The organism is Telluria sp. RT2P19 (assembly GCF_059685725.1).
The window spans coordinates 167,940-192,214 of sequence record NZ_JCASIL010000013.1 but is presented as its reverse complement, the minus strand read 5'-3'; the positions used below and the strand labels follow the sequence as shown (position 1 = coordinate 192,214).

At 67.3% G+C, this 24,275-nt stretch carries 24 protein-coding genes; 15 read left to right on the top strand and 9 right to left on the bottom strand.

The genetic code is table 11. The features are described from left to right. Positions 1 to 707: 707 nt before the first annotated feature. The 7 genes from AC56KW_RS17250 to paoC all read left to right on the top strand — a co-directional run bounded on the left by AC56KW_RS17250 (position 708) and on the right by paoC (position 7,471). Positions 708 to 1,556, top strand: a complete 849-nt coding sequence (locus AC56KW_RS17250; RefSeq protein WP_497171902.1) for a universal stress protein — start codon at positions 708 to 710, stop codon at positions 1,554 to 1,556. 304 nt (positions 1,557 to 1,860) lie between these two features. Next, positions 1,861 to 2,046, top strand: a complete 186-nt coding sequence (locus AC56KW_RS17245; protein WP_497171901.1) for a hypothetical protein — start codon at positions 1,861 to 1,863, stop codon at positions 2,044 to 2,046. 16 nt (positions 2,047 to 2,062) lie between these two features. Then, a complete protein-coding gene (locus tag AC56KW_RS17240) occupies positions 2,063 to 2,398 on the top strand; it encodes a hypothetical protein (protein ID WP_497171900.1) in 336 nt (111 codons plus the stop codon). 72 nt (positions 2,399 to 2,470) lie between these two features. Then, the gene (locus AC56KW_RS17235; RefSeq protein WP_497171899.1) at positions 2,471 to 3,298 is read left to right on the top strand and encodes a hypothetical protein; all 828 of its coding nucleotides are present in this window, start codon (positions 2,471 to 2,473) and stop codon (positions 3,296 to 3,298) included. 351 nt (positions 3,299 to 3,649) lie between these two features. Then, on the top strand, positions 3,650 to 4,309 hold the full coding sequence (gene paoA / locus AC56KW_RS17230; RefSeq protein WP_497171898.1) for an aldehyde dehydrogenase iron-sulfur subunit PaoA: 660 nt from the start codon (positions 3,650 to 3,652) through the stop codon (positions 4,307 to 4,309). Continuing rightward, on the top strand, positions 4,306 to 5,259 hold the full coding sequence (locus AC56KW_RS17225; RefSeq protein ID WP_497171897.1) for an FAD binding domain-containing protein: 954 nt from the start codon (positions 4,306 to 4,308) through the stop codon (positions 5,257 to 5,259). Before paoA ends, AC56KW_RS17225 begins: the two co-directional genes overlap by 4 nt. A gap of 4 nt (positions 5,260 to 5,263) precedes the next feature. Continuing rightward, positions 5,264 to 7,471, top strand: a complete 2,208-nt coding sequence (paoC, locus tag AC56KW_RS17220) for an aldehyde oxidoreductase molybdenum-binding subunit PaoC (RefSeq protein ID WP_497171896.1) — start codon at positions 5,264 to 5,266, stop codon at positions 7,469 to 7,471. 45 nt (positions 7,472 to 7,516) lie between these two features. On the opposite strand, the gene AC56KW_RS17215 is transcribed toward paoC, so the two are convergent. Together AC56KW_RS17215 and AC56KW_RS17210 are read right to left on the bottom strand one after the other, a co-directional pair. Continuing rightward, positions 7,517 to 7,726, bottom strand: a complete 210-nt coding sequence (locus AC56KW_RS17215; protein WP_497171895.1) for a hypothetical protein — start codon at positions 7,724 to 7,726, stop codon at positions 7,517 to 7,519. Then, positions 7,727 to 8,131, bottom strand: a complete 405-nt coding sequence (locus AC56KW_RS17210; protein ID WP_497171894.1) for a hypothetical protein — start codon at positions 8,129 to 8,131, stop codon at positions 7,727 to 7,729. A gap of 121 nt (positions 8,132 to 8,252) precedes the next feature. Here AC56KW_RS17210 and AC56KW_RS17205 point away from each other — a divergent pair, with 121 nt between their 5' ends. Beyond that, positions 8,253 to 8,933: an SOS response-associated peptidase gene (locus tag AC56KW_RS17205; RefSeq protein ID WP_497171893.1), complete on the top strand. Its 681-nt coding sequence runs from the start codon at positions 8,253 to 8,255 to the stop codon at positions 8,931 to 8,933. Between the two features lie 70 nt (positions 8,934 to 9,003). Here the strand turns inward: AC56KW_RS17205 and AC56KW_RS17200 are convergent, their stop codons facing one another. Both AC56KW_RS17200 and AC56KW_RS17195 read right to left on the bottom strand, forming a co-directional pair. After that, a complete protein-coding gene (locus AC56KW_RS17200; RefSeq protein WP_497171892.1) occupies positions 9,004 to 10,389 on the bottom strand; it encodes a right-handed parallel beta-helix repeat-containing protein in 1,386 nt (461 codons plus the stop codon). A 239-nt stretch (positions 10,390 to 10,628) separates the two neighbouring features. Next, a complete protein-coding gene (locus AC56KW_RS17195; protein ID WP_497171891.1) occupies positions 10,629 to 11,786 on the bottom strand; it encodes a right-handed parallel beta-helix repeat-containing protein in 1,158 nt (385 codons plus the stop codon). 115 nt (positions 11,787 to 11,901) lie between these two features. On the opposite strand from AC56KW_RS17195, the gene AC56KW_RS17190 reads away from it, so the two are divergent. After that, complete coding sequence (locus AC56KW_RS17190; RefSeq protein WP_497171890.1) at positions 11,902 to 12,414, top strand: hypothetical protein; 513 nt, start codon at positions 11,902 to 11,904, stop codon at positions 12,412 to 12,414. A 127-nt stretch (positions 12,415 to 12,541) separates the two neighbouring features. On the opposite strand, the gene AC56KW_RS17185 is transcribed toward AC56KW_RS17190, so the two are convergent. After that, complete coding sequence (locus AC56KW_RS17185) at positions 12,542 to 13,006, bottom strand: hypothetical protein (protein ID WP_497171889.1); 465 nt, start codon at positions 13,004 to 13,006, stop codon at positions 12,542 to 12,544. A gap of 218 nt (positions 13,007 to 13,224) precedes the next feature. Here AC56KW_RS17185 and AC56KW_RS17180 point away from each other — a divergent pair, with 218 nt between their 5' ends. Continuing rightward, positions 13,225 to 13,596, top strand: coding sequence for an Lcl C-terminal domain-containing protein (locus AC56KW_RS17180; protein WP_497171888.1), 372 nt, complete (start codon positions 13,225 to 13,227; stop codon positions 13,594 to 13,596). 23 nt (positions 13,597 to 13,619) lie between these two features. Here AC56KW_RS17180 and AC56KW_RS17175 read toward each other — a convergent pair whose 3' ends face one another. Beyond that, the gene (locus tag AC56KW_RS17175; RefSeq protein WP_497171887.1) at positions 13,620 to 15,056 is read right to left on the bottom strand and encodes a M20/M25/M40 family metallo-hydrolase; all 1,437 of its coding nucleotides are present in this window, start codon (positions 15,054 to 15,056) and stop codon (positions 13,620 to 13,622) included. Positions 15,057 to 15,168: 112 nt separating this feature from the next. Beyond that, on the bottom strand, positions 15,169 to 16,305 hold the full coding sequence (locus AC56KW_RS17170; RefSeq protein WP_497171886.1) for a metallophosphoesterase: 1,137 nt from the start codon (positions 16,303 to 16,305) through the stop codon (positions 15,169 to 15,171). 196 nt (positions 16,306 to 16,501) lie between these two features. On the opposite strand from AC56KW_RS17170, the gene AC56KW_RS17165 reads away from it, so the two are divergent. From AC56KW_RS17165 to AC56KW_RS17145, 5 genes are all read left to right on the top strand, one after another. Further along, positions 16,502 to 16,975 (top strand): glycine zipper 2TM domain-containing protein, encoded by a 474-nt coding sequence (locus tag AC56KW_RS17165; protein ID WP_497171885.1) that lies wholly within the window; start codon positions 16,502 to 16,504, stop codon positions 16,973 to 16,975. Positions 16,976 to 17,155: 180 nt separating this feature from the next. Beyond that, complete coding sequence (locus tag AC56KW_RS17160; RefSeq protein ID WP_497171884.1) at positions 17,156 to 18,118, top strand: protein kinase domain-containing protein; 963 nt, start codon at positions 17,156 to 17,158, stop codon at positions 18,116 to 18,118. Further along, on the top strand, positions 18,115 to 20,454 hold the full coding sequence (locus AC56KW_RS17155) for an FtsW/RodA/SpoVE family cell cycle protein (RefSeq protein ID WP_497171883.1): 2,340 nt from the start codon (positions 18,115 to 18,117) through the stop codon (positions 20,452 to 20,454). The genes AC56KW_RS17160 and AC56KW_RS17155 overlap by 4 nt, the downstream gene beginning before the upstream one ends. Beyond that, positions 20,424 to 21,995 carry a hypothetical protein gene (locus AC56KW_RS17150; RefSeq protein WP_497171882.1) on the top strand — a complete coding sequence of 524 codons (1,572 nt, stop codon included), beginning with the start codon at positions 20,424 to 20,426 and terminating at the stop codon, positions 21,993 to 21,995. The genes AC56KW_RS17155 and AC56KW_RS17150 overlap by 31 nt, the downstream gene beginning before the upstream one ends. Before the next feature lie 8 nt (positions 21,996 to 22,003). Beyond that, positions 22,004 to 22,483, top strand: coding sequence for an SH3 domain-containing protein (locus AC56KW_RS17145; protein ID WP_497171881.1), 480 nt, complete (start codon positions 22,004 to 22,006; stop codon positions 22,481 to 22,483). Between the two features lie 4 nt (positions 22,484 to 22,487). On the opposite strand, the gene AC56KW_RS17140 is transcribed toward AC56KW_RS17145, so the two are convergent. Together AC56KW_RS17140 and AC56KW_RS17135 are read right to left on the bottom strand one after the other, a co-directional pair. Further along, on the bottom strand, positions 22,488 to 23,234 hold the full coding sequence (locus AC56KW_RS17140; RefSeq protein WP_497171880.1) for a hypothetical protein: 747 nt from the start codon (positions 23,232 to 23,234) through the stop codon (positions 22,488 to 22,490). 45 nt (positions 23,235 to 23,279) lie between these two features. Next, positions 23,280 to 24,002 (bottom strand): MarC family protein, encoded by a 723-nt coding sequence (locus tag AC56KW_RS17135; protein WP_497171879.1) that lies wholly within the window; start codon positions 24,000 to 24,002, stop codon positions 23,280 to 23,282. Positions 24,003 to 24,275: the final 273 nt, after the last annotated feature.

The following is a 24,275-nucleotide window of genomic DNA, read 5'->3' as shown; positions in this document are numbered from 1 at the left end:
CCGACACCCTCGACAAACTGCCGACCTGCCCGAACAGTAAGATCGATTCGCTGCTGCCATTTGCGGACTCTACGCCAGCTTGATTCGGCCGTGAAGGTGGGATGGCTGGACGCTTACCGTTGATAACGCGGCCGCGTCAATGAACTGTGGCTCGACAATGAGAGCTACGGGCATCCAGACTCCTTCGTCAGTTCAACAAAAGGACAATTGTATGTTCAGCTGCGGTGCAATTTGCGCAGGACACGTGGACAATGGCGGTTCAATTCGACAAGAATGACCCGAATTATGATAAGGATAGTGGAAGCACGAAGGGCTGCCTCATTCGCGCCGAGCAGGTGATCAAAGATAAAAAAAGGCCGTTGCCGCACGGGGCAGGCAACGGCCAAGTCCTCGGCAGGGCCGAGATGGAGACACAAGAGAACCGACCACATCGCCGGTAAAGACACTAGTATGCGGGCGCGCCATTGAGTCACAAGGCCCAAAAGAGGTAATTATTCCCGCATCGTTGCGTCAGAAAAGTCGTACGCATTTGCGGTAACGCTTTCCCTTCATTCCTCTTCTTTCTTATATTTTTTGATTCACATCAAGCACGTTCCTGACACGCAGCAAATTCGGGAATAAAGTGGATTTCGGTTACTCCAAGTGGACAGGGCAGCACCGCGCCCATCCGCCCGCGTCCATCTTTTACCGGAAAGAAAGGAACGAGCATGTACAAGACCATCGTGGTTCACGTCGACGGCAGCCCCGAACAGGGGGCGCGTCTACGCGCTGGCGCGCTGCTGGCCAATGCCTTCGACGCCCACCTCGTCGGCAGCGCGGCCACCGGCATTTCCTGGTTCGACTATTCGCTTCTGGTCGGCTCGATGGGCGCGCCGATGATGCCCGAATCCGATTTCAACGGGCTACGCGACGCCGTCGAGGCACGCCTGCAGGCATTCGGCACCGCCGTCCAGCGCCAGGGCGTGAACAGTATCGAGACGCGCCTGCTCGAGCACGACGCCCGCCATGCCCTACTGCTCGAATCGCGCTATGCCGACCTCGTGATCGTCAGCCGCGACGCCGAGTCGGTCGCCTTACCGGGCATCCCGGCCCAGGTGCGCGGCCTGCCCGAATACATCGCGCTGCATGGCGCGCGCCCGGTGCTTGTCGTGCCACCCGGCTGGACAGAGCAGCCCCTGCCTGGCACCGCCGTTGTCGGCTGGGATGGCAGCATGCAGGCGATCCGCGCGATCTCGGCCGCGTTGCCGCTGCTGCGCCTGGCCGACGTCGTCAAGCTCGCGCTGGTCAATCCGGGCGCCATGGCCGACATGCACGGCGAGGAACCCGGCGCCGACATGGCGCTGCACCTCGCGCGTCATGGGGTCAAGGTCGACGTCGTCCTAGAAACCTCACGCAGCAGCACCGGGGAAGCCCTGCTGAAAGTCACGCGTGACCACGATGCCGGGTTGCTCGTCGCCGGCGCTTTCGGCCACAGCCGCTACCGCGAGTTCGTCCTGGGCGGGGTCACTCGCGCGCTGCTGGCCGGCAGCGCGACCCCGCTGCTGATCGCGCACTGAACGCGCTTTCCCCCCAAGATACACAATAGCGCCCGACATCTGTCCTGACGCTGCAGGCAGCACCCGCCGGGAAGGCAGCGCTGGTCGGCGACACCCATCGGCATGCACGGGTCGCCGCCGGCGGCCATGTCCACGCCGACCTGTGCCGTGAGCCTGGCTCCGGCGCATGTCCGGCGGTCTCTGTCCGGGGGCGCTTGGCACGGCCTGGTTCGACTGGGCCAGCCCTCATGATGTCGCCCGACCAGCGGCACGAATTGGTGACCGACGCCACGCTCGGCTGGCAGCACTGGCGACGGTATCTCTTATGGCTGCTGCCGGCAATGCGGCCGATCGCGTGCGTCCGCTGGCCCAGGACAAGCGTTTCAGCAATCCAGCCTGGGACACCTCGCCCTGGCACCAGCTCAGCCAGGGCTTTCTGATGAGCCAGCGGTGTGGTATCGCGCCATCTCCACCGTGCGCGGAGTGGCGCCGCACCGCGCCGATGTCGTGACCGTTGCGCGCGATACATGCTCGATTGCGTGGCGCCTTCCAACGTCGTTACCACCAGTTCTATCGTGCGGCGGGCGGTGCTGGCCAGCAGCGGCATGAACCTGGTCAATGCTGCGTGCGCGCCTGGCGCGATGTGCAGGCTTACTCGCGGGCAAACCGCGCGTTGTCAGCTACCGACCGGGCCACCACGTCGCCATTACGCCGGGCAAGTGGTGATGCGGACCGGCTGGCCGCGCTGCTGCGCTATGATCTGCTGGTCTCTGCCGTGCACGGGGCGCCTGCTGATCGTGCCAGCCTGGATCATGAAGTACGACATCCCCGACCTGTCGCCGCACAACTCGCTGGTGCGCTAGCTGGTGGAACGCGGCCACACCGTCTAGATGGTCTCCTGGAACAATCCGCAAGCCGATGACCGCAACCTGACCATGGACGAGTATCGCCAGCTGGGTGTCTCTGCCGCGCTCGACGCCAGCATGATAGGCCAGACCGGCGCCAGCAACATCTGTGCTGCCGACTATTGCCTGCGCCACATCGTGCCCGCGATCGCGGACGCCGCCATGGCGCGCGACCACGACCGGCGCCTGGCCAGCGTCTCGCTGCTGGCGACCCAGGTCGACTTTACGGAGCCAGGAGAGCTGTCGCTGTTCATCGACGACAGCCAAGTCAATTTCCTCGAAGCGGCCATGTGGCAGCAGGGTTGTCTCGACACGCGCCAGGTGGCAGCAAGGCTATCTCGACACGCCCCAGATGGCGGGCGCCTTCCAGCTGCCGCGCTCCAACGACCTGGTCTGATAACGGCGTCTGCGCCACTACCTCCTCGACCTGCCCGTGCAAGAGACCGACCCAATGTCCGCGAATGCGGCCGCCACCCGCATGCCCTACCGTATGCACTCCGAATACCTGCACCGCCTGTTCCTGCGCAACAGCCTGGTCGGCTCGCGCTACCTTGCGGACGGACACCCGTCTCATTGAGCGATATCGATATGCCCATCTGCGCGGTTGGCATGGCCACCGACCATGTCGCGCCCTGGCGCTCGGTGTACAAGATCATCCCTCTGACCGATGCCGGGATCACCTTCATCCTCACCAGCGGCGGCCACAATGCCGGCATGGCCGCGCCGCCACGCAGCCCGAACCTTAGCTACCAGGTCGCTGTGCATTGCCATGGCGATCCGTATATCGATCCCGACCGCTGGCTCGCACGGGTGCCGCAAGTCCAGGGTAGTTGGTACCTGCATGGGATCAGTGGCTGACGCGTCATGCTGGCAAGCACGCGCCACCGCCGGCGCCCATGCCGGACACGGCGCCGGCGCCGGGCGACTACGTAGTTCAGCAGTAGACCGCTGGCCCGGTTCAGCGCCGGCCAGACTGCCTCGTCGCGCGGCGGGCGCCTGCATCGCTCGCGCCTGGCGCGCAAGCGCTTGCATACGTCCCGTTATTTACAGCCAGCCAGAAACTTCAGGTTTCAAGGGAACGCGGCGTTTCCGACAGCTGACTTAGAATCGATTCGACAACCCAGCAAGCCCTTCCACACCCACCGGCGCCAACGTCATGACGCCGAGCTCGGGCGTGGGCAACGCACTCAAGAGAAGGAAGCCACGAGCATGAAGCCACTCAGCGACGTCAAGCTTACCCGGCGCGACCTGTTGATCGCCGGCGCCCTGTCAGCATCCACCGCCGCCGTGCCGCTCGCCAACGCCCAGCCGGCCGCGAACCAGGCGCCGAACGAAGCCGGCACCACCCCGGAGCCGGTCACCACCGGCGTCACCTTCACCGTCAACGGCAAGCCGGTCACCCTGCAGCTCGACACCCGCACCAGCCTGCTCGACGCCCTGCGCGAGCACCTACACCTGACCGGCTCCAAGAAAGGCTGCGACCAGGGCCAGTGCGGCGCCTGCACCGTCATCATGGACGGCCGCCGCATCAACTCCTGCCTGTCGCTGGCGGTCATGCACGAAGGCGCCAACATCACCACCATCGAGGGCCTCGGTACGCCCGACAAGCTGCACCCGATGCAGGCCGCCTTCATCAAGCACGACGGCTACCAGTGCGGCTACTGTACCCCCGGGCAGATCTGTTCCAGCGTGTCCGTGCTCGAGGAAATCCGCCAGGGCATCCCGAGCCACGTCACCGCCGACCTGAACGCCAAACCCTTGCTCTCGGTCGAGGAAATCCGCGAGCGGCTGAGCGGCAATATCTGCCGCTGTGGCGCCTACTCGAACATCATCGATGCGATCACCGAAGTAGGAGGGGTCAAGGCATGAAGGCATTCACCTACCAGCGCGCCACGTCGGCGGCCCAGGCCGCCCAGCTGGTCGCCCGCACGCCCAACGCCCGCTTCATCGCCGGCGGCACCAACCTGCTCGACCTCATGAAGCTCGAGATCGAGACCCCGACCACCCTGGTCGACGTCAACGGACTCGGTTTCGACAGCATCGAACCCACCAGCGACGACGGCCTGCGCGTGGGCGCGCTGGTGCGCAACACCGATCTGGCCGCCGACGCCCGCGTGCGCAGGGATTACGCCGTGCTGTCGCGCGCCCTGCTGGCCGGCGCCTCGACCCAGTTGCGCAACAAGGCAACGACGTCCGGCAACCTGCTGCAACGCACCCGCTGCCCCTATTTCTACGATACGGCGCAGAAGTGCAACAAGCGCCAGCCGGGCAGCGGCTGCGCGGCCATCGGCGGCTTCACCCGCCACCACGCCGTGGTCGGCGCCAGCGAAGCCTGCATCGCCACCCATCCGAGCGATATGGCGATCGCCATGCGCCTGCTCGACGCCGAGGTCGAGACCGTCAAAGCCGACGGCAGCATGCGCAGCATCCCGATCGCCGACTTCCACCGCCTGCCGGGCAACACGCCGCATATCGAGACCGTCCTTGAACCGGGCGAATTGATCACCTCCGTCAAACTACCGAAGCCGCTGGGCGGCGTGCACGCCTACCGCAAAGTGCGCGACCGCGCCTCCTATGCTTTTGCTTTGGTGTCGGTCGCCACGGTGATCCAGGCCGACGGCAGCGGCCGCGTCGCGGTTGGCGGCGTCGCCCACAAGCCGTGGCGGGTCGAAGAAGCCGAACGCCAGATGGCGCAGGGCGCCAAGGCCGTCGCCGACCGACTCATGGCCGGCGCCCGTACCACCGAGGACAACGCGTTCAAGGTAGCCCTGGTACACCGCACCCTCGCGGAAGCGATGAACGCAGCGAAGAAAGGCTGATCCCATGAAATTCACCACTCCCGCCACCGCCAATCCCATCGACCGCCTGCGCTACATCGGCAAGCCGCTCGACCGCATCGACGGCCCGCTCAAGTGCAGCGGCACGGCGCCTTACGCCTACGAGCACCACAAGGAAGTCCCCAACGCCGCCCACGGTTTCGTGGTGGGCTCCAGCATCGCCAAGGGCCGCATCGCCGCGGTCGACACCGAGGCCGCGCGCCGCGCGCCCGGCGTGCTGGCCGTCGTCACGGCCGCCAACGCCGGCAAGCTGGGCAAGGGCGACATGAACATCGCCCACCTGCTGGCCGGCCCGAGGATCGAGCACTACCACCAGGCCGTCGCGCTGGTCGTGGCCGAGACCTTCGAGCAGGCGCGCGCCGCCGCCAGCCTGGTGCGGGTCAAGTACGTCGAAGAAAAAGGCCGATTCGACCTCGCGGCCGAAAAGGACAAGGCCGTCAAGCCCGACTGGGAATCCGATCCGGCCGACTCGAAAGCCGGTAACTTCCAGCGCGGCTTCGACACCGCGCCGGTGAAGCTCGACGCCACCTACACGACGCCCGACCAGTCGCACGCGATGATGGAGCCGCACGCCTCCACCGCCGTCTGGGAAGGCGATCAGTTGACGGTATGGACCTCGAACCAGATGATCAACTGGTGCGTCACGGACCTGTCCAAGACGCTCAACATCCCGCAAGAGAAGGTGCGGGTGATCTCGCCCTATGTCGGCGGCGGTTTCGGCGCCAAGCTGTTCCTGCGCGCCGACGCCCTGCTCGCCTCGCTGGGTGCGCGCGCGGCCAAGCGGCCGGTCAAGGTGGCGCTGCACCGTCACCTCATCTTCAACAACACCACCCACCGCCCGGCCACTATCCAGCGCATCCGGATCGGCGCCGGGCGCGACGGCCGCATCGTGGCCATCGGTCATGAATCCTGGAACGGCAATCTGCCCAAGGGCAGTTCGGAAGTCGCGACCCAGCAGACCCGCCTGCTGTACGCCGGCGCCGACCGCATGACGACGACCCGCGTGACCGTGCTCGATTTGCCGGAAGGAAATGCGATGCGCGCACCGGGCGAGGCGCCGGGGATGATGGCGCTCGAAGTGGCGATCGACGAGATGGCCGAAAAGCTGAACATCGATCCGGTCCAGTTCCGCATTCTGAACGACACCAAGGTCGATCCCGAAAAGCCGATCCGCAAGTTTTCGGAGCGCCGCTTCATCGAATGCATGCGCATGGGTGCCGACAAGTTCGGCTGGAACAAGCGTAATCCAAAGCCGGGCCAGACCCGCGAAGGCCGCTGGCTGATCGGCTACGGCGTGGCCTCGGCGTTCCGCAACAGCCCGGTGATGAAATCGGCGGCGCGGGTGCGGCTCACCGGCGACGGCAAGGTCATCGTCGAAACCGACATGACCGATATCGGCACCGGCAGCTACACCATCATCGGCCAGACCGCCGCCGAGATGCTGGGCGTGCCGCTCGAGCGGGTCGAAGTGCGCCTGGGCGATTCCAGCTTCCCGACGTCCGCCGGCTCGGGCGGCCAGTGGGGCGCAAACAGTTCGACCTCGGGCGTGTACGCGGCCTGCGCCAAGTTGCGCGAACAGGTCGCCGCCAGGCTCGGCGTCAATGAACGCGAGGCCGAGTTCGTGGATGGCGCCGTGCGCGCGGGCGGACGCAGCCTGCCGCTGGCGCAAGCGGCGGCGGGCGGCGAACTCGTGGTCGAGGACACGATCGAGTTCAGCGGTGGCCTGGACAAGAAGAACCAGCTGTCCACCTTCGGCGCCCACTTCGCCGAAGTGGCGGTCGACTCCGTCACCGGCGAAACGCGGGTGCGGCGCATGCTGGCCGTGTGCGCCGCCGGCCGTATCCTCAATCCCAAGCAGGCGCGCAGCCAGGTGATCGGCGCCATGACGATGGGCGTGGGCGGCGCGCTGATGGAGCACCTGGTGGTGGATAAGCGCATCGGCTTCTTCGCCAACCACGACCTGGCCACCTACGAGGTGCCGGTGCATGCCGACATCCCGCACCAGGAAGTGATCTTCCTGGACGAGGCGGACGAACTGTCCTCGCCAATGAAGGCCAAGGGCGTCGGCGAACTCGGGATCTGCGGGGTCGCGGCGGCGGTTGCGAACGCGGTCTACAACGCCACCGGCGTACGCGTGCGCGACTACCCGATCACGCTCGACAAACTGATCGAGAAGATGCCGCTGTCGGCTTGATGGCGGGCGTCAGCCAGGATGGCGGCGTCCACCACGCCGCCGCCGTCAAGACGGGCTTTGCAGCATGTGCCAGGCCATCGCCACGCAGACGATCGCCACGAAGAACAGCAGGCCGAACACGAAGATGCGCATCGAATTGGCCAGGCCCGTCACGGCGCGGTTGGCGTGTTCATTGAGCTTGCCGCGCCGGCGCGCCCCGTTCAACAGCATCGAAATGAAGATGAACAGGGTCGCGCAGATCAGTACCAGTTTCATTCAGGTGCGTACCGCAACGAGGATCAGGGCGACCACGGCCAGCAGCGCGGACAGGACGGTGGTGACGCCGAGCCAGGTGATCTTCTGACGCTGCACGTCCATCTTGGCGATCAGTTGCGCGTTCTGGTCGGCCAGGTTGGCAATCAGTTCGGAGGCAGCGCGCATCTGGTTACGCAAATCGTTGAGCTCCGCGTCGTTCTGTTCGGAACGCGCGATCAGGAGGCCGATGATATCGTCTTCCTGCGCGGCCATCTCGGGTGTCAATCCAGTAGCGGCGTCCACCGCGCCAGGCCTGCGATTGACCGTGTCCCACAATCGGCGCGCGCCATTCGCCACCTGGGGCGCGTGGCTGATCACCTCGCTCCATGGGACGGTCTTCAATACGGTCCACCAGCCTGCTGCCATACCTGCTCCTTGTCAATTCTATTATCCCGGAGCATACCACCGCGCGACGGTGCGACCAACCGCCGCACGCATGCGCGCCAGCCGGGTGCTGCATTCGGACGGCTTGCGCTAAGATCCGATCATGTGTGGACGATTTGACCAGAGCCAAACGGCTCGCAACTATGCCAGCGCCATCGGCTGGTTCGACGCCGTCTATGACAGCGAATCGGCGCCGGCCTATAACGTGCCGCCCGGCACCTACCGGCCCGTGCTGCATATCCAGGACGGCCAGCGGCGCGTGGACGACGTGTACTGGAGCTACCAGGCGCGCTGGGCCAAGGGCAAGGTGCCGGTGACGATCAACGCGCGCCTGGACAAGCTTGCCAACCGCTACTGGCGCGGCCTGCTCAAGTCGGGCCGGGCGCTGGTGCCGGCCGAGGGCTGGTATGAATGGACAGGCGAGAAAGGCCATAAACAGCCCTGGCATATTCACCGCAAGGACGGTGCGCCACTGTTCATGCTGGCCCTCGCCAATTTCGGCACCTTCACCGAAAACCGCGCCGAGGCCGGTTTCGTGCTGGTGACCGACGACGCCACGGGCGGCATGCTCGACGTCCACGACCGGCGGCCGGTGGTGCTGGACGCGCGCGACGCCGAGACCTGGCTCGACCCGGCGCTGTCCAGCGACGAAGCACTGGACTTCGCGCGCCGCGCTGCCCTGCCCTCGGATGCTTTCGAGTGGCATGCTGTCAGTACGCTGGTGAACCGTGCCGGACTGGGCGGGCCGGAAGTAGCGCAGCCGGTCGATCACGAGGCTGAATGAACAACGCCCCGGCTGCGGCTGCATCCGGGGCGTTCACATCGGCGGCTAGGCCGCCATCACCACTGACCAATTAACGCTGGTAGGCGCCCAGGTCGATGCTGCCGCCACGTGCCTTGCCGTCGATATCGGTCTTCGGCGCGTACGTCGCCAGACCGCGACCGACTGCCGGCGAGCTGGCCGACAGCCTGTAGTCCGGGCTGGCGGCGGTGCGCGAGTAGCCGGCGAACAGCGGTTCCGAGCTGATGGTGCCCGTATGGGTCAGGCCGTTACGCAACTGGAAGTTGTAGGTCGTGTTCTTCGTCACCAGATTGTTCCTGTAGGTGTTGCCCTTGCCCGTCGTGCCCTGCTCCGAGATGCCGTACTTGTTGTCGTACACGATGTTGTTGTGCACGTGGACATTGTTGGCGCCAGCCTTCGTGAAGTAGAAGTCACCCCCGCCCACGATGATGCCGAACACCGACGAGCTCACCGTGTTGTTGACGATCTGGATATCGGTCGCGTCGTGCCACAGGTGGATCGCGGCCGAGCCCACGCGGTAGACCACGTTGTTCTTGATCGTGCCCGAAGTGCTGTGATAGATGCCCTGGACGTAGGTGCAGCCGGCCGGGCCGATGTCGTGCACGACGTTGCCGATCACGTCGCCCTTGACGCCCTTGTAGTAGCTGTCGACACCGATCGCCGAACCGCCCGCGCTATTGCATGGGATGGTCGTCGCCATGTGATGCACGCGGTTGCCTTCGATGACGTTGTACGAACCACCGGTATAGATACCGTGCACCCATTTCGTGCCGCTGCCGAGCTTGCTGCCGTCGACATCGAAGCCGACGATGCTGACGTAGTTGCCGCGGTTATCCCAGGCGCTGTTGTTGGTCGACTTCGCCGGCGGGACGATCTTGGCGCCCCACTTGGTGGTCGAGACCCAGTAGATGCGGCTGCTTGCCGTACCGTTGGCGGTCGTCTTGATGCCCCCGGCATAGGTGCCGGGCGCCACGAAGACGGTGGTGCCGGCCCTGGTGACGGCCTTGGCGGCGCGCGCCAGGGTCTTGAACGGCGCGCCCTTGCTGCCGGCCGCGGTGTCCGAGCCGTTCGGCGAGACATAGAAATTGTTCGGCGTAGCCGGGATCGTGCTCGTGCCCGGGCTGGTAACAGGACCCGGATTGCGCTTGGCGTACTCGGGGCTGCTCTTGATCTGCGCTTCGACATTCGCCAGGCTGTAACCGCGGTTCACCGCTTCGGTCCAGTACTGCAGGCCGCCCGCGTCCGGCTCACGGCCGAGCAGGGTCAGGTACAGCTGGCGCAATTGCACCTGGGTGGAGGCCGCCGCGGTCGGCGCTGCGCCTTGCGGGACGTTGGCGGCCTGGGCCGATGCGCCGGCGGCCAGCACGACGGCGGCGGCCGCTGCGACACGGGTGAGGTTGGTGCGGAGGTTCGAGGCGATCATGGTGCTGCTTTTCATCTGAGGTGTTCCTTCTAGTCCGGAAAAAAGACCGGGCAATGGAGGGGCCACGCGCTGGGCGCGGCGGTCCACGCGTGGCGTGGGCTTCTCCTGATGTGTCGGAGCGAACGGGGCGTATGCACCCGTCCACGAGATCGCCAGCTGGCGCTGGCGCGGGTGACGCCGGATGAAGCTGGCCGGGGCTGGCTTTGGTCCGGGTCGGTACTTCGGGGTACTGCCTGGTGCTGCGGAGGTGTTGCTTAGTGCTGGTAGGCGCCCAGGTCGATGCTGCCGCCACGTGCCTTGCCGTCGATATCGGTCTTCGGCGCGTACGTCGCCAGACCGCGACCGACTGCCGGCGAGCTGGCCGACAGCCTGTAGTCCGGGCTGGCGGCGGTGCGCGAGTAGCCGGCGAACAGCGGTTCCGAGCTGATGGTGCCCGTATGGGTCAGGCCGTTACGCAACTGGAAGTTGTAGGTCGTGTTCTTCGTCACCAGATTGTTCCTGTAGGTGTTGCCCTTGCCCGTCGTGCCCTGCTCCGAGATGCCGTACTTGTTGTCGTACACGATGTTGTTGTGCACGTGGACATTGTTGGCGCCAGCCTTCGTGAAGTAGAAGTCACCCCCGCCCACGATGATGCCGAACACCGACGAGCTCACCGTATTGTTGACGATCTGGATATCGGTCGCGTCGTGCCACAGGTGGATCGCGGCCGAGCCCACGCGGTAGACCACGTTGTTCTTGATCGTGCCCGAAGTGCTGTGATAGATGCCCTGGACGTAGGTGCAGCCGGCCGGGCCGATGTCGTGCACGACGTTGCCGATCACGTCGCCCTTGACGCCCTTGTAGTAGCTGTCGACACCGATCGCCGATCCGCCCGCGCTATTGCATGGGATGGTCGTCGCCATGTGATGCACGCGGTTGCCTTCGATGACGTTGTACGAACCGCCGGTATAGATACCGTGCACCCATTTCGTGCCGCTGCCGAGCTTGCTGCCGTCGACATCGAAGCCGACGATGCTGACGTAGTTGCCACGGTTATCCCAGGCGCTGTTGTTGGTCGACTTCGCCGGCGGGACGATCTTGGCGCCCCACTTAGTGGTCGAGACCCAGTAGATGCGGCTGCTTGCCGTACCGCTGGCGGTCGTCTTGATGCCCCCGGCATAGGTGCCGGGCGCCACGAAGACGGTGGTGCCGGCCCTGGTGACGGCCTTGGCGGCGCGTGCCAGGGTCTTGAACGGCGCGGCCTTGCTGCCGGCCGCGGTGTCCGAGCCGTTCGGCGAGACATAGAAATTGTTCGGCGTAGCCGGAACGGTTGCAGCGTTGGCCGATATGGCCGAAGCCAGCAGGACAACGGCGGCTGCGGCGGAGGTCAGGCTGATACGGGTCGAAGCGGAAGCGAAAGCGAAAGCGTGCATGAATGTGACTTACCCAAATTAAACAATGTCACCCTTTGAGCGCTGGAAACTTCCTAAGTTCAACTTTTTTTAGGAAATTTTTCTAGCAGTATTAGATTTTCAAGGGAAATTTCTCATGGGAAATCAGTTGCAATGCAGGCGCGGCGCCTGCGTGAGCCACCAGGGACAGTGGAAAGAATTGATCTGGAAGCAGACCCGCGCCGGATCCGGGGTGTCGCCGGGGCATATGCGCCCGTTGTCGTGCGTCGTGCTGCTCGGTCCTGGAAGCGCCGAGGTCAATGGCGCTGCCGCGTGTCCTTTTTCGTCAGCGCCCGTCACCGGTGCGAAGGTCACGACACCGCAGCCGACGACCGCATGCTTGCCGCCAGTTGTCGCTTGGGCTTGCGGCGGCGCGGAAATAGCCGGCGAACAGCTGTTCCGACCTGATGTTGCAGGTGTCGTGCCCGACGTTGCCGATCACGTCGCCCTTGGCGCCCTTGCCATAGGTAACGACACCGATCGCCGAGCCCACCGCGCTGTCGCATCGGATGGTCGACGCAAGGTGATGGACGTGGCTGCTTCTATGATGGTGTACGGCGCCGGTATCGATACCATGCAGTCAACACGGCTCGAGCGCTGCGCGCAATGAAAGTGCGTAGGCCCGGTTCCAGGCACGGCCTGGGCGCCGTGCGTGCCGAACCAGCGTGATACGCTGGCCCTCGGCAGGCGTCGAAGGCACTGGCGTGGTTCCGACGCAGAATGAAGCTGGGGGTGGCTTACTGGCCGTCGGCGCTGGATGTCGCCGCCGCGCCCTGGGTGGCAACGTCGGACGGCGCCGCAGCGGAGGCGTCCTGATAACCGCTGAGACTGAATTCGTTCGTGGGGACGCCGTCACCGGCGGTCGCCGCGGCCGCTTCGGCGCCAGTGGGGGCCTTGTGCGACGGCGCCGGCTCGATGGCAGGTGCGACTGGCGCGGCGGCGCTGTCGGCTGCCAGTGCTGCGGCAGCGGGCGTGGCGCTCTCCAGCGCAAGTGATGCTGCAGCGTGCCGAGCGCCGTCGACCGCAGCCGTGCTCACCGTGCCCGGCGCTTCGATGATCTCGCCGGCCGTCATCGCCGGCTGCGGCTCGTGGCTGTCGAGGTCGTCAGTAGCGCCGCCACAGGCGGTGAGCAGGAAGGCGGCGCTGCAGCAGAGCGCGGCCTTGCGACGGAATGACGAAGCGAAAGTTACAGGGGTTGTCATCGGGGATTCCTTCCTAAAGATGCATGGTGTAGCTTTTTGAGTGAAGGAAACTTCTTAAGTTCAATCGTGCGGGAAACTTTTCCACACGGTATCAAATTTACAAAAAAAATTTTCTCTCTCAAATCGAACGCGAGCATGATCTAGATCGAATCCCCGACGAAACCAAACGCTGCGCTCGGCAGTCATATCCCTGCTACTTAACGCGCGAGGTGAATCCAATGGGCGAATACATGCAAATCCGGGCGATGCTGCAAGATGGCGAAGAATACGCCGGTCTCATCTTGGGCAAAGACGAACCCGACTACCACCTGGTCTTGTTGCCAGGCGATTCTGCCGATGTCAGCTGGCCTACCGCCGTCGACTGGGCCAGCAGCCTTGGGGGGGCGCTGCCGACACGGCGCGAACTGGCCCTGCTGTTCGCGAACCTGCGCGAGTCATTCGAGCGCAACTGGTATTGGTCGAGCGAGCCGCATGCCACACGCGCGCAGCTGGTCTGGGGCCAGAATTTCGCGAGCGGCATCCAGACGATCTATGGCCGGCCGTACCGCGGCCACGCACGCGCGATACGGCGGATCAACACGGCGGCCTGAACAGGCCGCGAGGGGCGCCCGGTTCAGGGCTTCGGCACGCTGGAGCGGCCGATCTCCTGCTCCATATTGGCCAGGTACCAGGCGGTCGCGGTCATCAGCGCCACATGACGGCGCAGGATGTCGGGATCGACCTTGTCCAGGGTGTCGGCCGGCGTGTGGTGGTAGTCGAAATAGCTCGAGGTATCGACGATCGGCGCGAAGCTGGGCACGCCTGCGCGCTCCAGCCCCGCCAGATCTCCAGTGGCCAGCACGTCCTGGCGCTGGAACACATTGGCGCCGATCGGCTGCAGTGCCGCTTGCAGCGGCGCGAACAGCTTGACCGACTGCGGCGTCACGCTGGCGCGCAAGCCGAAGGGTCGGCCGACACCGTTATCGCTTTCGATGGCGCCGAAGTGCTTGGCCGCTTTCGCCTGTTCGGCGGCCAGGTAGGTGCTCGCCCCGCGCTGGCCGTTCTCTTCGTTCATCCAGGCAATGAAGCGGATGGTGCGGCGCGGCTTGTAGTCGAGCTTTTTCAGCACGTCGAGCACGGCCATTGCACTGGCGACGGCCGCGGCATCGTCGTGCGCGCCCGGCGACAGGTCCCAGGAATCGAGGTGGCCCGAGACGATCACGATCTCGTCCGGCTTGTCGGTGCCCGGCAGGTCGGCAATCACATTGAAACTGTCGGCATCGGGCAGGTTTTGCGGCGTCAGCACCAGCTTCATGCTCAGCGGGCCGCGCTTGGCGAGGCGCGCCATCAACATCGAATCCTCCGCCGTCACGGCGGCGGCCGGGATCCGTGCATTCTCGAGCAGGCCCGATGAACCCGTGTGCGGCAGGCGATAAGCCGCGCCGCCGACCGAACGCACCAGTGCGCCGACGGCGCCGAGCTCGGCCGCCATGCGCGGGCCGTTGCGGCGGTAGGCCGAGCCCTGTCCGTAAGCGTGACCGGCCAGGCCGCGGTCGGCCATGTGCTGGTCGAAGGGCACGTCGAACAGCACGATCTTGCCCTTTACCTCGGCGGCGCGCGTCTTCAGTTCGTCAAAGCTGTTCAAGACCAGCACCGGTGCCACCAGGCCCTCGACCGGGGTCGCGCCCGAACCGCCCAGCGCGGCCAGCACCACACGCTGGGTCACGCCCTGCGGACGGCCCGTGTAGTCGACCAGCTCACCGGTCTCGATGCCGCGCACCCAGTGCGGCACCTTTACCGGCTGCAAGGTCACCCTGGCGCCAAGCTGGCGCATGGCCTCGGCCACCTGGGTGACCGCCGCCGCCGCTCCGGCCGAGCCGGACAGGCGCGGACCGATCAGGTCGGTCATGTCTTGCGTGCGCTGCCAGGCGTAGTCGCTGCTCATCGCCGTGTCGCGGATCTTGGCAAGCGCGGCCGGATCGTTGCCGGGGCTGGCGGCCAGGGCGGGACCAGCCAGCAGCGCGGCGGCGATGACGCCCATGACGGGGAGATGGCGGAGACTGCGTTTCATGCGGGGAATCCTTGCTAGTTCAAAAGGATTCAAACGATAGCGCATCCGGCAACTTTTCGCTGGCATTTTATTGCCGTACATACAAGCGAACATCGGTGTCCTGACTGGCTGCTCAGGCCTGAACCAGACGCAGCAGCGTTATCTCGGACGGCGCCCCGAAACGCTTCGGCGGCCCCCAGTAACCGGTGCCGCGGCTGGTGTACACCCACATATCGCGCACGCGGTTGAGCCCAGCGACAAACGGTTGCTGCAGCGGCACGAACAGGTTCCACGGGAAGAACTGGCCGCCATGGGTGTGGCCCGACAGTTGCAGGTCGAAGCCGGCGGCAGCCGCCTCGGATGCGCTGCGCGGCTGGTGCGCCAGCAGGACCTTCACCCCGACGTCCGGCGGCGCGCCATGGGCGGCGCGCTGCGGGTCGCTCTTGTGCTCGGGGTGGAAATGGTGGGCGCTATAGTCCGCCACGCCGGCGATCATGACGGCGGCATCGCCGCGCCGGCGCACCACATGCTCGTTCATCAATACCGTCAGGCCCAGGCGCCGTACCTCGGCGATCCACTCCAGCGCGCCGGAATAATATTCATGGTTGCCGGTCACAAAGAACACCCCATCGCTTGCCTTCAGGCGCGCCAGCGGTTCGGTATGCATGGCAAGGCGCTGCACGCTGCCGTCGACCAGGTCGCCGGTGACGGCGATGGCGTCCGCGCCAAGCGCGTTGACCCTGTTGACGATGGCATTCAGGTAGGGCCGCTTGATGGTGGGGCCGACGTGGATGTCCGAGATCTGGGCGATGGCGTAGCCATCCAGGGCGAGAGGTAAACCGCGGATCGGCACGTCGACCCTCACCACCCGCGCCACTCGCCGCGCATTGATGTAGCCGACCACGGTCACGGCCAGCGCTACCAGCGGCACGGCGAGCGCGCTGCCATGGGTGAGCGCCGGCGTCACCACGCCGAAGGGCAGCAGCACCAGCAGGATCGCGTCGCGCAGCAGGGTGGTGACCAGCAGCGACGAGAACAGGCCCATTGACAGCAGGCCGAGCCAGGCGACCAGGTTGGACCAGCGCCGCCGGCGCAGCGTGGACGACATCAGGCCCACCGGCACCAGCGCGCCGAGCACCCCCAGCGAAAGAACGCCGACGCCATTGCCAACCATTCCGAATCCAAGATCGGGCAGCAGGCGCATGCCGATATAGACCAGCAACAAGACCAGCAGGGACAGGACAACGATGAAGCTACGGCTCGGGCGCATGGCGGGGATCGGATGATGGTGGTCGTGCCTAGATGGGGCGGCCCTTGTCGCTTGCAAGGCGGAATGTTACCGGCTGAGATGCAGTTGTAAAAATCTGTATTAACGGATGGAACAATTCGCGGCCAGGAATATAGTACATCCCATACCCGGTGTCGCAGTGATCATCCCGATCTTCGCCAGGGTACGAGGAAAAACCATGTTGAAATCGACAACCCTTGGTGCTGTGCTGCTGGCCGCGGTCGCGGTATCGCCGGCGGCAATGGCCGGTGATCGTGGTACGAACACGGCCGTTGGCGCGGTGCTCGGCGCCGTGGTCGGCCACACGGTCGGCGGTACTGGCGGCGCCGTCGCCGGCGGCGTGATCGGCGCGGCGGTGGGCAACTCCATCAATACCCGCGACGACCGCCGCCACTACGGCCATCACAATGGCTACAACAACGGCTATTACCAGTCGCAGCCGGTCTACGTGCAGCCACGCCCGGTCTATGTGCAACCGCGCCCGGTGTATGTGCAATCGCGTCCGGTCTACGTCCAGCCCCGCCCGGTGTACGTGCAGCCCCGTCCGGTTTACGTCGAGCAGCGCGGCCGCGGCTGGGACCGCCACGACCGCCACGACCGTCATGACCGCTGGGATCGCGACGACCGTCGCGGACACGGCTACGGCCGCTGATCAATCGACGCGTCGGCGGCCCTGCTGCCGGCGCTTGAATCGTCTTCTGCTGCATGATCACGCCGGCTGATCTCGCAGCCATCCATCACCGCCCCGGCAGCGCAGCCGCCCCTCCCCTGTTTTCCGCTCCCCTCCGCTAGTCCCCCGCATCGGCGCCATGCGCCAGGTTCGGGGGACACCATGTACGAGGCAGGCACCGTCATCTCGCTGGCCGGCGGCCAGTACCGCTTGCGCGAGGCGCTGGCCGGTTCGGCCTATGGCGTCGTCTGGCGCGCGGACAGCCTGCACGCCAACGGCTGCGTTGCCCTCAAGCTGGTCAACCTGGAACAGATGGGGCGCGCCCCATCTGGCCTGCGCGCGCGCTGGATCGCCAGCGCCAGCACCGAGATCGCCTTCCTGCGCGGCCTGGCTCCGTGGGACGGTCGCCACATCGTGCGCCTGCTCGACAGCGGCGAACACGCCGGCATGCCGGCGCTGGCGCTCGAACTGCTCGATGGCGACCTGGCCGGATATCTGGGCCAGGAAGCCGCCCACGGACGCACGATCGCCCCACAGCGCGCGCTGGCCTGGGTCGGCCAGGTCAACCAGGCGCTGGCCAAGGTGCATGCCAGCGGCTGGCGCTATCTCGACCTCAAGCCCGGCAACCTGCTGCGCGACGGCGCGACGGACAGCGTCAAGCTGGCCGATTTCGGCACCAACCGCCGCCTCGACGACCTGCGCGCCCACACCTATGCCGGCACCGCCAACTGGCAGGCGCCGGAGCAATTCTTCCCGGACACCGAAGGCTACGCTACCGAGGCGCGCACCGATTACTTCGCCCTCGGCGCCCTGCTCTACTTCCTGGTGTGCGGCCGCCTGCTGCGCTATAGCAGCGCCTGCGGCCAGGCGTGGCAGGCGCACGGCCGCGACGCCGCCGCCACCTTGCTGGCCGAACGCCAGGCCCCGCCTCCCGTGCTGCAGCCGGACGAAGCGGCGCTGTTCGCCAACCGCCTGGGCCCTGCCGCCGCTCCTGGCCTGGCGTTGCTGCGCACCCTGGTGGCCGAGCGCCCCGCCGAGCGCCCGCGCCACGCGCTCGACATCAGCCGCCGTCTGGCGGACACCGTCGCCGCCCTGGACGCCGCAACGCTGCGGAGCGCGGCGTGAGCCGCCCGTCGTTCGGCGCCGGCCTGGCCTGCACCCTGCTCGCGCTGCTGTGCGCCGTCCAGTTGCTGGCCCTGATGAAGGCGCCGGCCGCGTGGACGCCGGCCGGGATCGCGGTGACCCTTGCTCCCGGCGAATCGATCATGCTGGGCCGCCAGGAACTGGGCGCCCCGCGCGCCGCGCCGCGCCAGCTCGTGCTGCGCCGCGACGCCAGCGGCGCCTGGCTGCTGCGTAACGCCGAACCACGGCAGCCGGTCGTGCTGCGCCGCGGCGACCAACGCGAGCGCAGCAGCGATCTGCCGCTCGCCGCCGGCCAGCGGATCCAGGCCGGCGCCCTGCAACTGCAGGTGGTCGCCGCCGAGCAGGGCCGCGTCACCCTGCACGACGGCGAACAGGCCTGGGACTACGATGGCGCCACCGTCCGGCGCGACGGCCAGCCGCAGCCGGCCTGCCCGGATACCGCCCTGTCGACACGCGCCGTGGCGGCCTGGAATCGCTGGCTGCCACAGGCCGCGAGCCTGGCCCGTCCCCTGGGCCTGGGCGGCCTGCTCTACTGCGGCAACCGCATCGCCGCCGCCGCGATCGAACCCGGTAGCGCCCTGTTGCTGCGCCAGGATGACGGACGCATCGTCCTGTCGGCGCGCGGCGCCCAGCCGGTGCTGGTCGCGCACGGGGCCCGCTGGGAAGACGCCGCCCAGCGCGAACTGCCGCTCGCCGGCGTGGATGCCTTCGCCGTCGGGCGCACCCTGTTCACGCTGGTCCAGAACGGCGCCACCCTGCGCCTGACGCCGTCGAGCCAGGTCGCCCTGTCGGCCGCGCCATCGAACCAGCTCCCCATTGCCGTAACCTGGCGCTGGGACCGGCGCGACTTCCTCGCCCTGCCTTCCCCACCGCCGCTGGCCTGGGCCGGCGCGGGACTCGTCCTGCTGGCCGCCCTCGCATTGATCGCACCGAGGCTGCGCCAGCGCGGCGCGCGCATGCACCTGGTGCGTCCGCTGGCGGCGGCGCTGCTCGCGTCCTGCGCCACGCTGCTCCTGGTCACCCAGCGCAGCGCCGGCGCGCCCGGCGCCGCCATCTCGCTGCTGCTGGGATGGGCCACGCTCTGGCTCACCCTGCTGTACCCGCGCCGCCCCGCCCTGCTAACCTCCAGCGCCGTGCTGCTGCTCGGCGCCGGCCTGCTGGTGCAGCTCGAAATGGGCCTGGGGGCGAACGACACCGCCTGGCTGCGCCACTTCCAGAACACCACCGCGCTGCTCGGCGTCGGCCTGCCGGGCGCCTTGCTGCTGTTGTCGTGCTTCGCCCAGGGCGCCGTGTCGCGCCCGGCCACCGAGCGGGTGCTGCTGCTGTTCGCCGCGCTCGCGCTGGGCGGCCTGCTGCTGCAGGTGTGCGTCGGCAGCGAGACCGGCGTGTTCGACCTTCAGCCTTTCGAGTTCGCCAAGTTCGCCCTGGCCGCCCTGAGCGCGCACTGCCTCGCCCTGGCCGCCGGCGGCGCGGCCCATGGACGGCGCGACTGGCGTTTCTGGCTGCGCATGGCGGCGCCGGTGCTGCTGTTCGTGTTCCTGCTCGCGGCGGCGCTGGTGCGGGTCGACGATTATTCGCCGCTGGTGCTGCTGCTGGTGTGGAGCGGCGCGATGCTGCTGGCCTGGTGCGCCAGCCGCGGACGGCGCGCGGCGCTGGCCTCGGTGGCCATTGCGCTCTGCCTGCTGGTGGCGGGCGGGGTAGCGCTGCGCGCCGGCGGCGACCTGCTCGGCGCCATTGGTTTCTACCCCGAGCGCTTCCAGGTCTGGAGCGAGCCGACCATCCATCCGCACACCGGCCAGCAAATGCTGCAAGGCGGCCGCGCCGTCGCCCAGGGCGGCTGGTTCGGCGCCGACAAGCTGCTTGGCATGTCTGCGCTTGGCGGCGCGGCCGGCGAGGCCCTGGCGATCCCCGCCATCCAGGACGACTTCGCGCCCTCGTTCCTGCTGCACCGCCACGGCCTGGCCGCGGGCCTGGCCTTGTGGACCCTGCAGGCGCTGTTCCTGGCCGCGCTGCTGCGCTGCGCCACCGCCGCCTGGCGCAGCGCCAACGGCGCCAACGACTTCCGGCGCGCCTGGGTCGGCCGCTTCCAGTGCTTCGCCCTGTGCGGTGGCGCGGCCTTCATCGCCGGCCACCTGCTGCTGTCCTGGGGCACCAACCTTGCCATGTTCCCGATCATGGGCCAGCCCATGAGCTTCCTGTCCGCGGGCGGCTCGCACCTGCTGTTTTTCATCTGCCCCCTGCTAGCGTTCGGCATGGCGAGCACCCAATTCAACGAGGAGAATCCATCATGCCGGTCTACGTCCAACACGAAGTCCTAGGCAAGGTCCAGGACGTGTTCAATGCCGACGCCTTGTGGCAGGCGCCTGGTCTCGCGCTGTTCGCGCGCCGTCCGCTGCTGCGCGACCTGCTCGAGCGCTCCCCGCGCGAGCAGCGCGGACGCGCCGCCACCCGCTGCTTCTCGCACGTGACCCTGGTGCTGCCGCAGGACGAGGTCGACGACGACCGCCACCTGACCCGCGGCGCCCGCGTGCGCGACCTGGCGCAGTCGCTGGCCGCGCTGCACCAGAAGGATTTCGGCGACCTGCTCGGCGGCGACGAAGTGCGTTACCACGTGCTCGGCAGCGACGACCTCGATCCGGGCGAGGTGCAGGTCAAGTTCGGCCACGCAGTCTATTTGCCGGCGCCGGGCGAACAGGTCCAGTACACGGTGACCGCCTCGCGCGACAGCGCGATCTGGCAACCGGTGTGCGTCATCTATCCGAATCAGCGCCTGACCCTGGTCGGCCTGGACGCGGCCAACGCTACCTTCGCAGTGCCCGGCTGGCCGTTCGGCCCCGAAGGTGGCCTGCTCCTGGTCAACGACGGCCCGGACGCCCTGCTCGAATTGCAGGTGCGGCCCAAGGACAGTTTCGAATGCCGCTTCGACGCCGCCAACGGCTACTACGTCTTGCGCGGCAAGGGCGCCAGTGCCCAACGCCTCCTGCTCAAGATCAGCCGCACCAACGCCGGCGCCGGGGTCCGCCCGCAGCCGGCGCCCGGCGCGAATCCCATTGCACCGAGCGTCCCGCCGCAGCGCAGCCCGGCCGTGTGGAAGGCGCGCACCGTGACGCCGCCCGCCGCCGACCTGACCGCGATGCCGCTGGCCGCGACCGCACCGACGGCGAAGGCGGCGCCGGTGTCCGAGCTCGACGCCACCTATGCCCCGGTGGCCCGCCACCGCATCACGCTGGCCGGATTGGCCCTGCCGCGCCTGAGCCGCTACCGCGAGACCGGCGCCCAGGCGCTGGAGGTCGGCCTGAACGCCCAGCTGCTGCCCAGCGCGCCGGGCAAGGACAACGTCATCCATTTCGCGGTCGACGACGCCGACGAGCTGCATGCGATCACCCCGGCCGGGCGCCAGCGCATCGCCGTGCCGTCGCAGTTTTCTCCATTGGACAACGCCTGCATCCGCCTGCTGGCGGTCCAGCAGCTACTGGCCGAGCGCTATAGCGCGCTGCTGGTGCTGCCCGAGGGACCATCGCAGCCGGCGGCAGCTGGCACGCGCCTGACATTCGGACGCGGCATGCCCTCGCTGGGCGCTTTGCGCGTGCTCGACACGCCGCAGTTCGTACGCCAGGGTGATGGCGGTCCAGGCGCCAGCGCAGACCGTCTCGGCCTGTCGCGCAACGCCTTCAGCTGGGAAGCCTCCGGCGACGGCCTGCGCGTGGCGCGCCTGTCGCCGACCCAGGCGCTGTACCACCTGGACGAAGAGCTGGCCCTGGTGGCCCAGATCGAGGCCGCGACGCCAGAGCAGCCCTATGTCATCCCGTCGGGCCAGCACCTGGTGGCCGGCCACTACGTGCTGCGCTTCGACGCCTGAGGACGACGATGCTCTCCCTCCATCAAGGGGCGGCCTACGGCGGCGCCCTGGTGCTGACCCTGTGCGCCTGCGCCTGGCTGACGCCGCGCGCCTGGTGGCGGCGGCCAACTGCGCGCGCCCTCGGCCTCCTTGGACTCGGAACGGCCGCCGGCGGGACGCTGTTGCTGGCTCTTATCGGGAACCCGGCACGGAATCCAGCAGCGGTCGCGCCGCCGGTGCAGACCGCCCGGGCGCAGGATGCGACCGGGACCGACCTGCCGGTAGCCGGCGCACGCTATCGCGCCCACGATGCGCTCAACCTGCGCGTCGCCGGTGGCGTCGGCGCCGAGCGTTTATTGGTGATGCCGGCGGGCGCGCGGGTGGAAGCGACCGGCCGGCGCGACGGGGACTGGTGGCAGGTCCGGGCCACGGTCGATGGAAAGCAGGTCGAAGGCTGGGCCAGCAGCCTGTGGCTGCGGCGCGCCGACGAGGGCCACGGCGCCGGCTAGGGAATCAGTCGCGTGCGGTGCGCCAGACTTGCTGCTTGGGCGGCGTCTCGTCCCTGGGACAATTGGTGAAGCGCTGCTTGCCGTGCATTTCGATCATCTCGATATTGGTCGTCGGCGCCCGTTCGGTGATGCAATAGGTGCCCCTGCCCGTGATGACGCGGGAGCGGCGCGCACCGTCGCCCGTGTTATTTACCAGCTCCTCGACCTTGGGCGCTTCCCACAGGCGCGGCGGTGCCATGGCGCGGGCGTGTTCCATGCCTTCGCGCATGCGGATCTGCGGGCTCTCTAGCGGTGCGACGATCAGGGGCTTGTTTTCCTTGCGCAGCGCGCGGTCGATCTCGCCGACGCTGCGCCGCGCACTGGCAAGGATGTCCGCGGCGCCAGGAAGCGCACGGGGCTGCTCTTCCATGGCCGCAGGCGCCGCTGCGGCCGCTGGTGCCTCCTCGAGCGCCGACACCGGCGCCGGTTCGGTCCGGGCCGGTCGGGTCGGCGCGGCCACCGCTGCAGGCCGTACTGCCTCTACCTGCAAGGGCGCCGCCGGTTCGATGCGCGGGGCGGGCCGCGCCAGCGGGGGCAGCAACAGCCACTGCATCGCCTCGTCGCTGCCTTCCTGCGGCAGCGAAGGAAGCTTGCCGGACATCTGCCAGCCGAGGACCAGGACCAGGTGGAACGCCAGGGTAACGGCAGCGCCGGTGAAGCGGTCATTGCGCGCAGCTAGCGGCGGCGCGAACCTTGGAGAGGTGGGGGACATGGGCCAGCAGTATAGCGAGCCGGCGCATCGACACGCTCACCAATTCTATCCATTGCCGGCGATGGCCCGGATGGCCGCCAGGTGCGTAGTGACCGATGTGACCTCGAGCAGCAGTTCGCGCAGGCCATCCCAGACGATCTGCACGCCGAGGCAGAGCAGGATGAATGCGGTCAGGCGCAGGAAGACGGCGGTACCCGCCTCTCCGATGAAGCGCAGGAAGTGCTCGCCATAGCGGAAGGCCAGGTACAGCAGCACGCCGATCAGCGCCAGCGCCACCAGCGCACCACCCATCCGCGCCAGAGAAAACACGATCTGCACGTCGTGCAGGGCCACGCCCACCGTGATGGCGACCGCGATCGAGGCCGGGCCGCAACTGATCGGGAACGTCAGCGGATAGAACGCCTGGCGCTGCGCATGGTCCGGCGTGAAGGCCTCGGCCAGCGAGGCTCGGCTGTCCGGCGTCGTCGGAGTTGCTCCCAGCAGGCGCCAGGCGACCGACGCCAGGATCAGGCCGCCGCCGACACGGACGATGGGCAGCGCGATGCCGAAGAAGTCGAGTACATACGAGCCGATGAGCATCGAGCCCGTCATCAGCCAGAACATATTGCGCGCGATGCGGCGTGCCAGCAGCGTGCGCGTCGCGGGCGACGCGCCTTCGGTCATGCTCAGGAAAATCGGTGCCGTGGCGGCCGGATTCAGGATCGGCAGCATCGTCACCAGAACGAATAAAAAACTCCTGGCCGCAGCCAGTATCAACTCGATTGTCATGACGTAGTGTGATCGATCCGCGCAAGCGCTTGACGCCCGCGCGGGAAGCAAGAAGCAGGAAGCAGGAAGCAGGACTCCAGGTTCGCCACTGTACATGATGCGCCGCGCAGGCGAACGCACCGCTGGCGAGAACCTGCCGTCCCGGAACGGCATGCCGCCTTGCCAGGCTGGCGCCGTGCCGCCAGGGCAGGCCGGCCCCACCAGCACACGGTGTATCCGGGTGGCGCCCAATACTCCTGTTCCACGAAGGCCAGGGCCAGCCAGGCCGCGGCG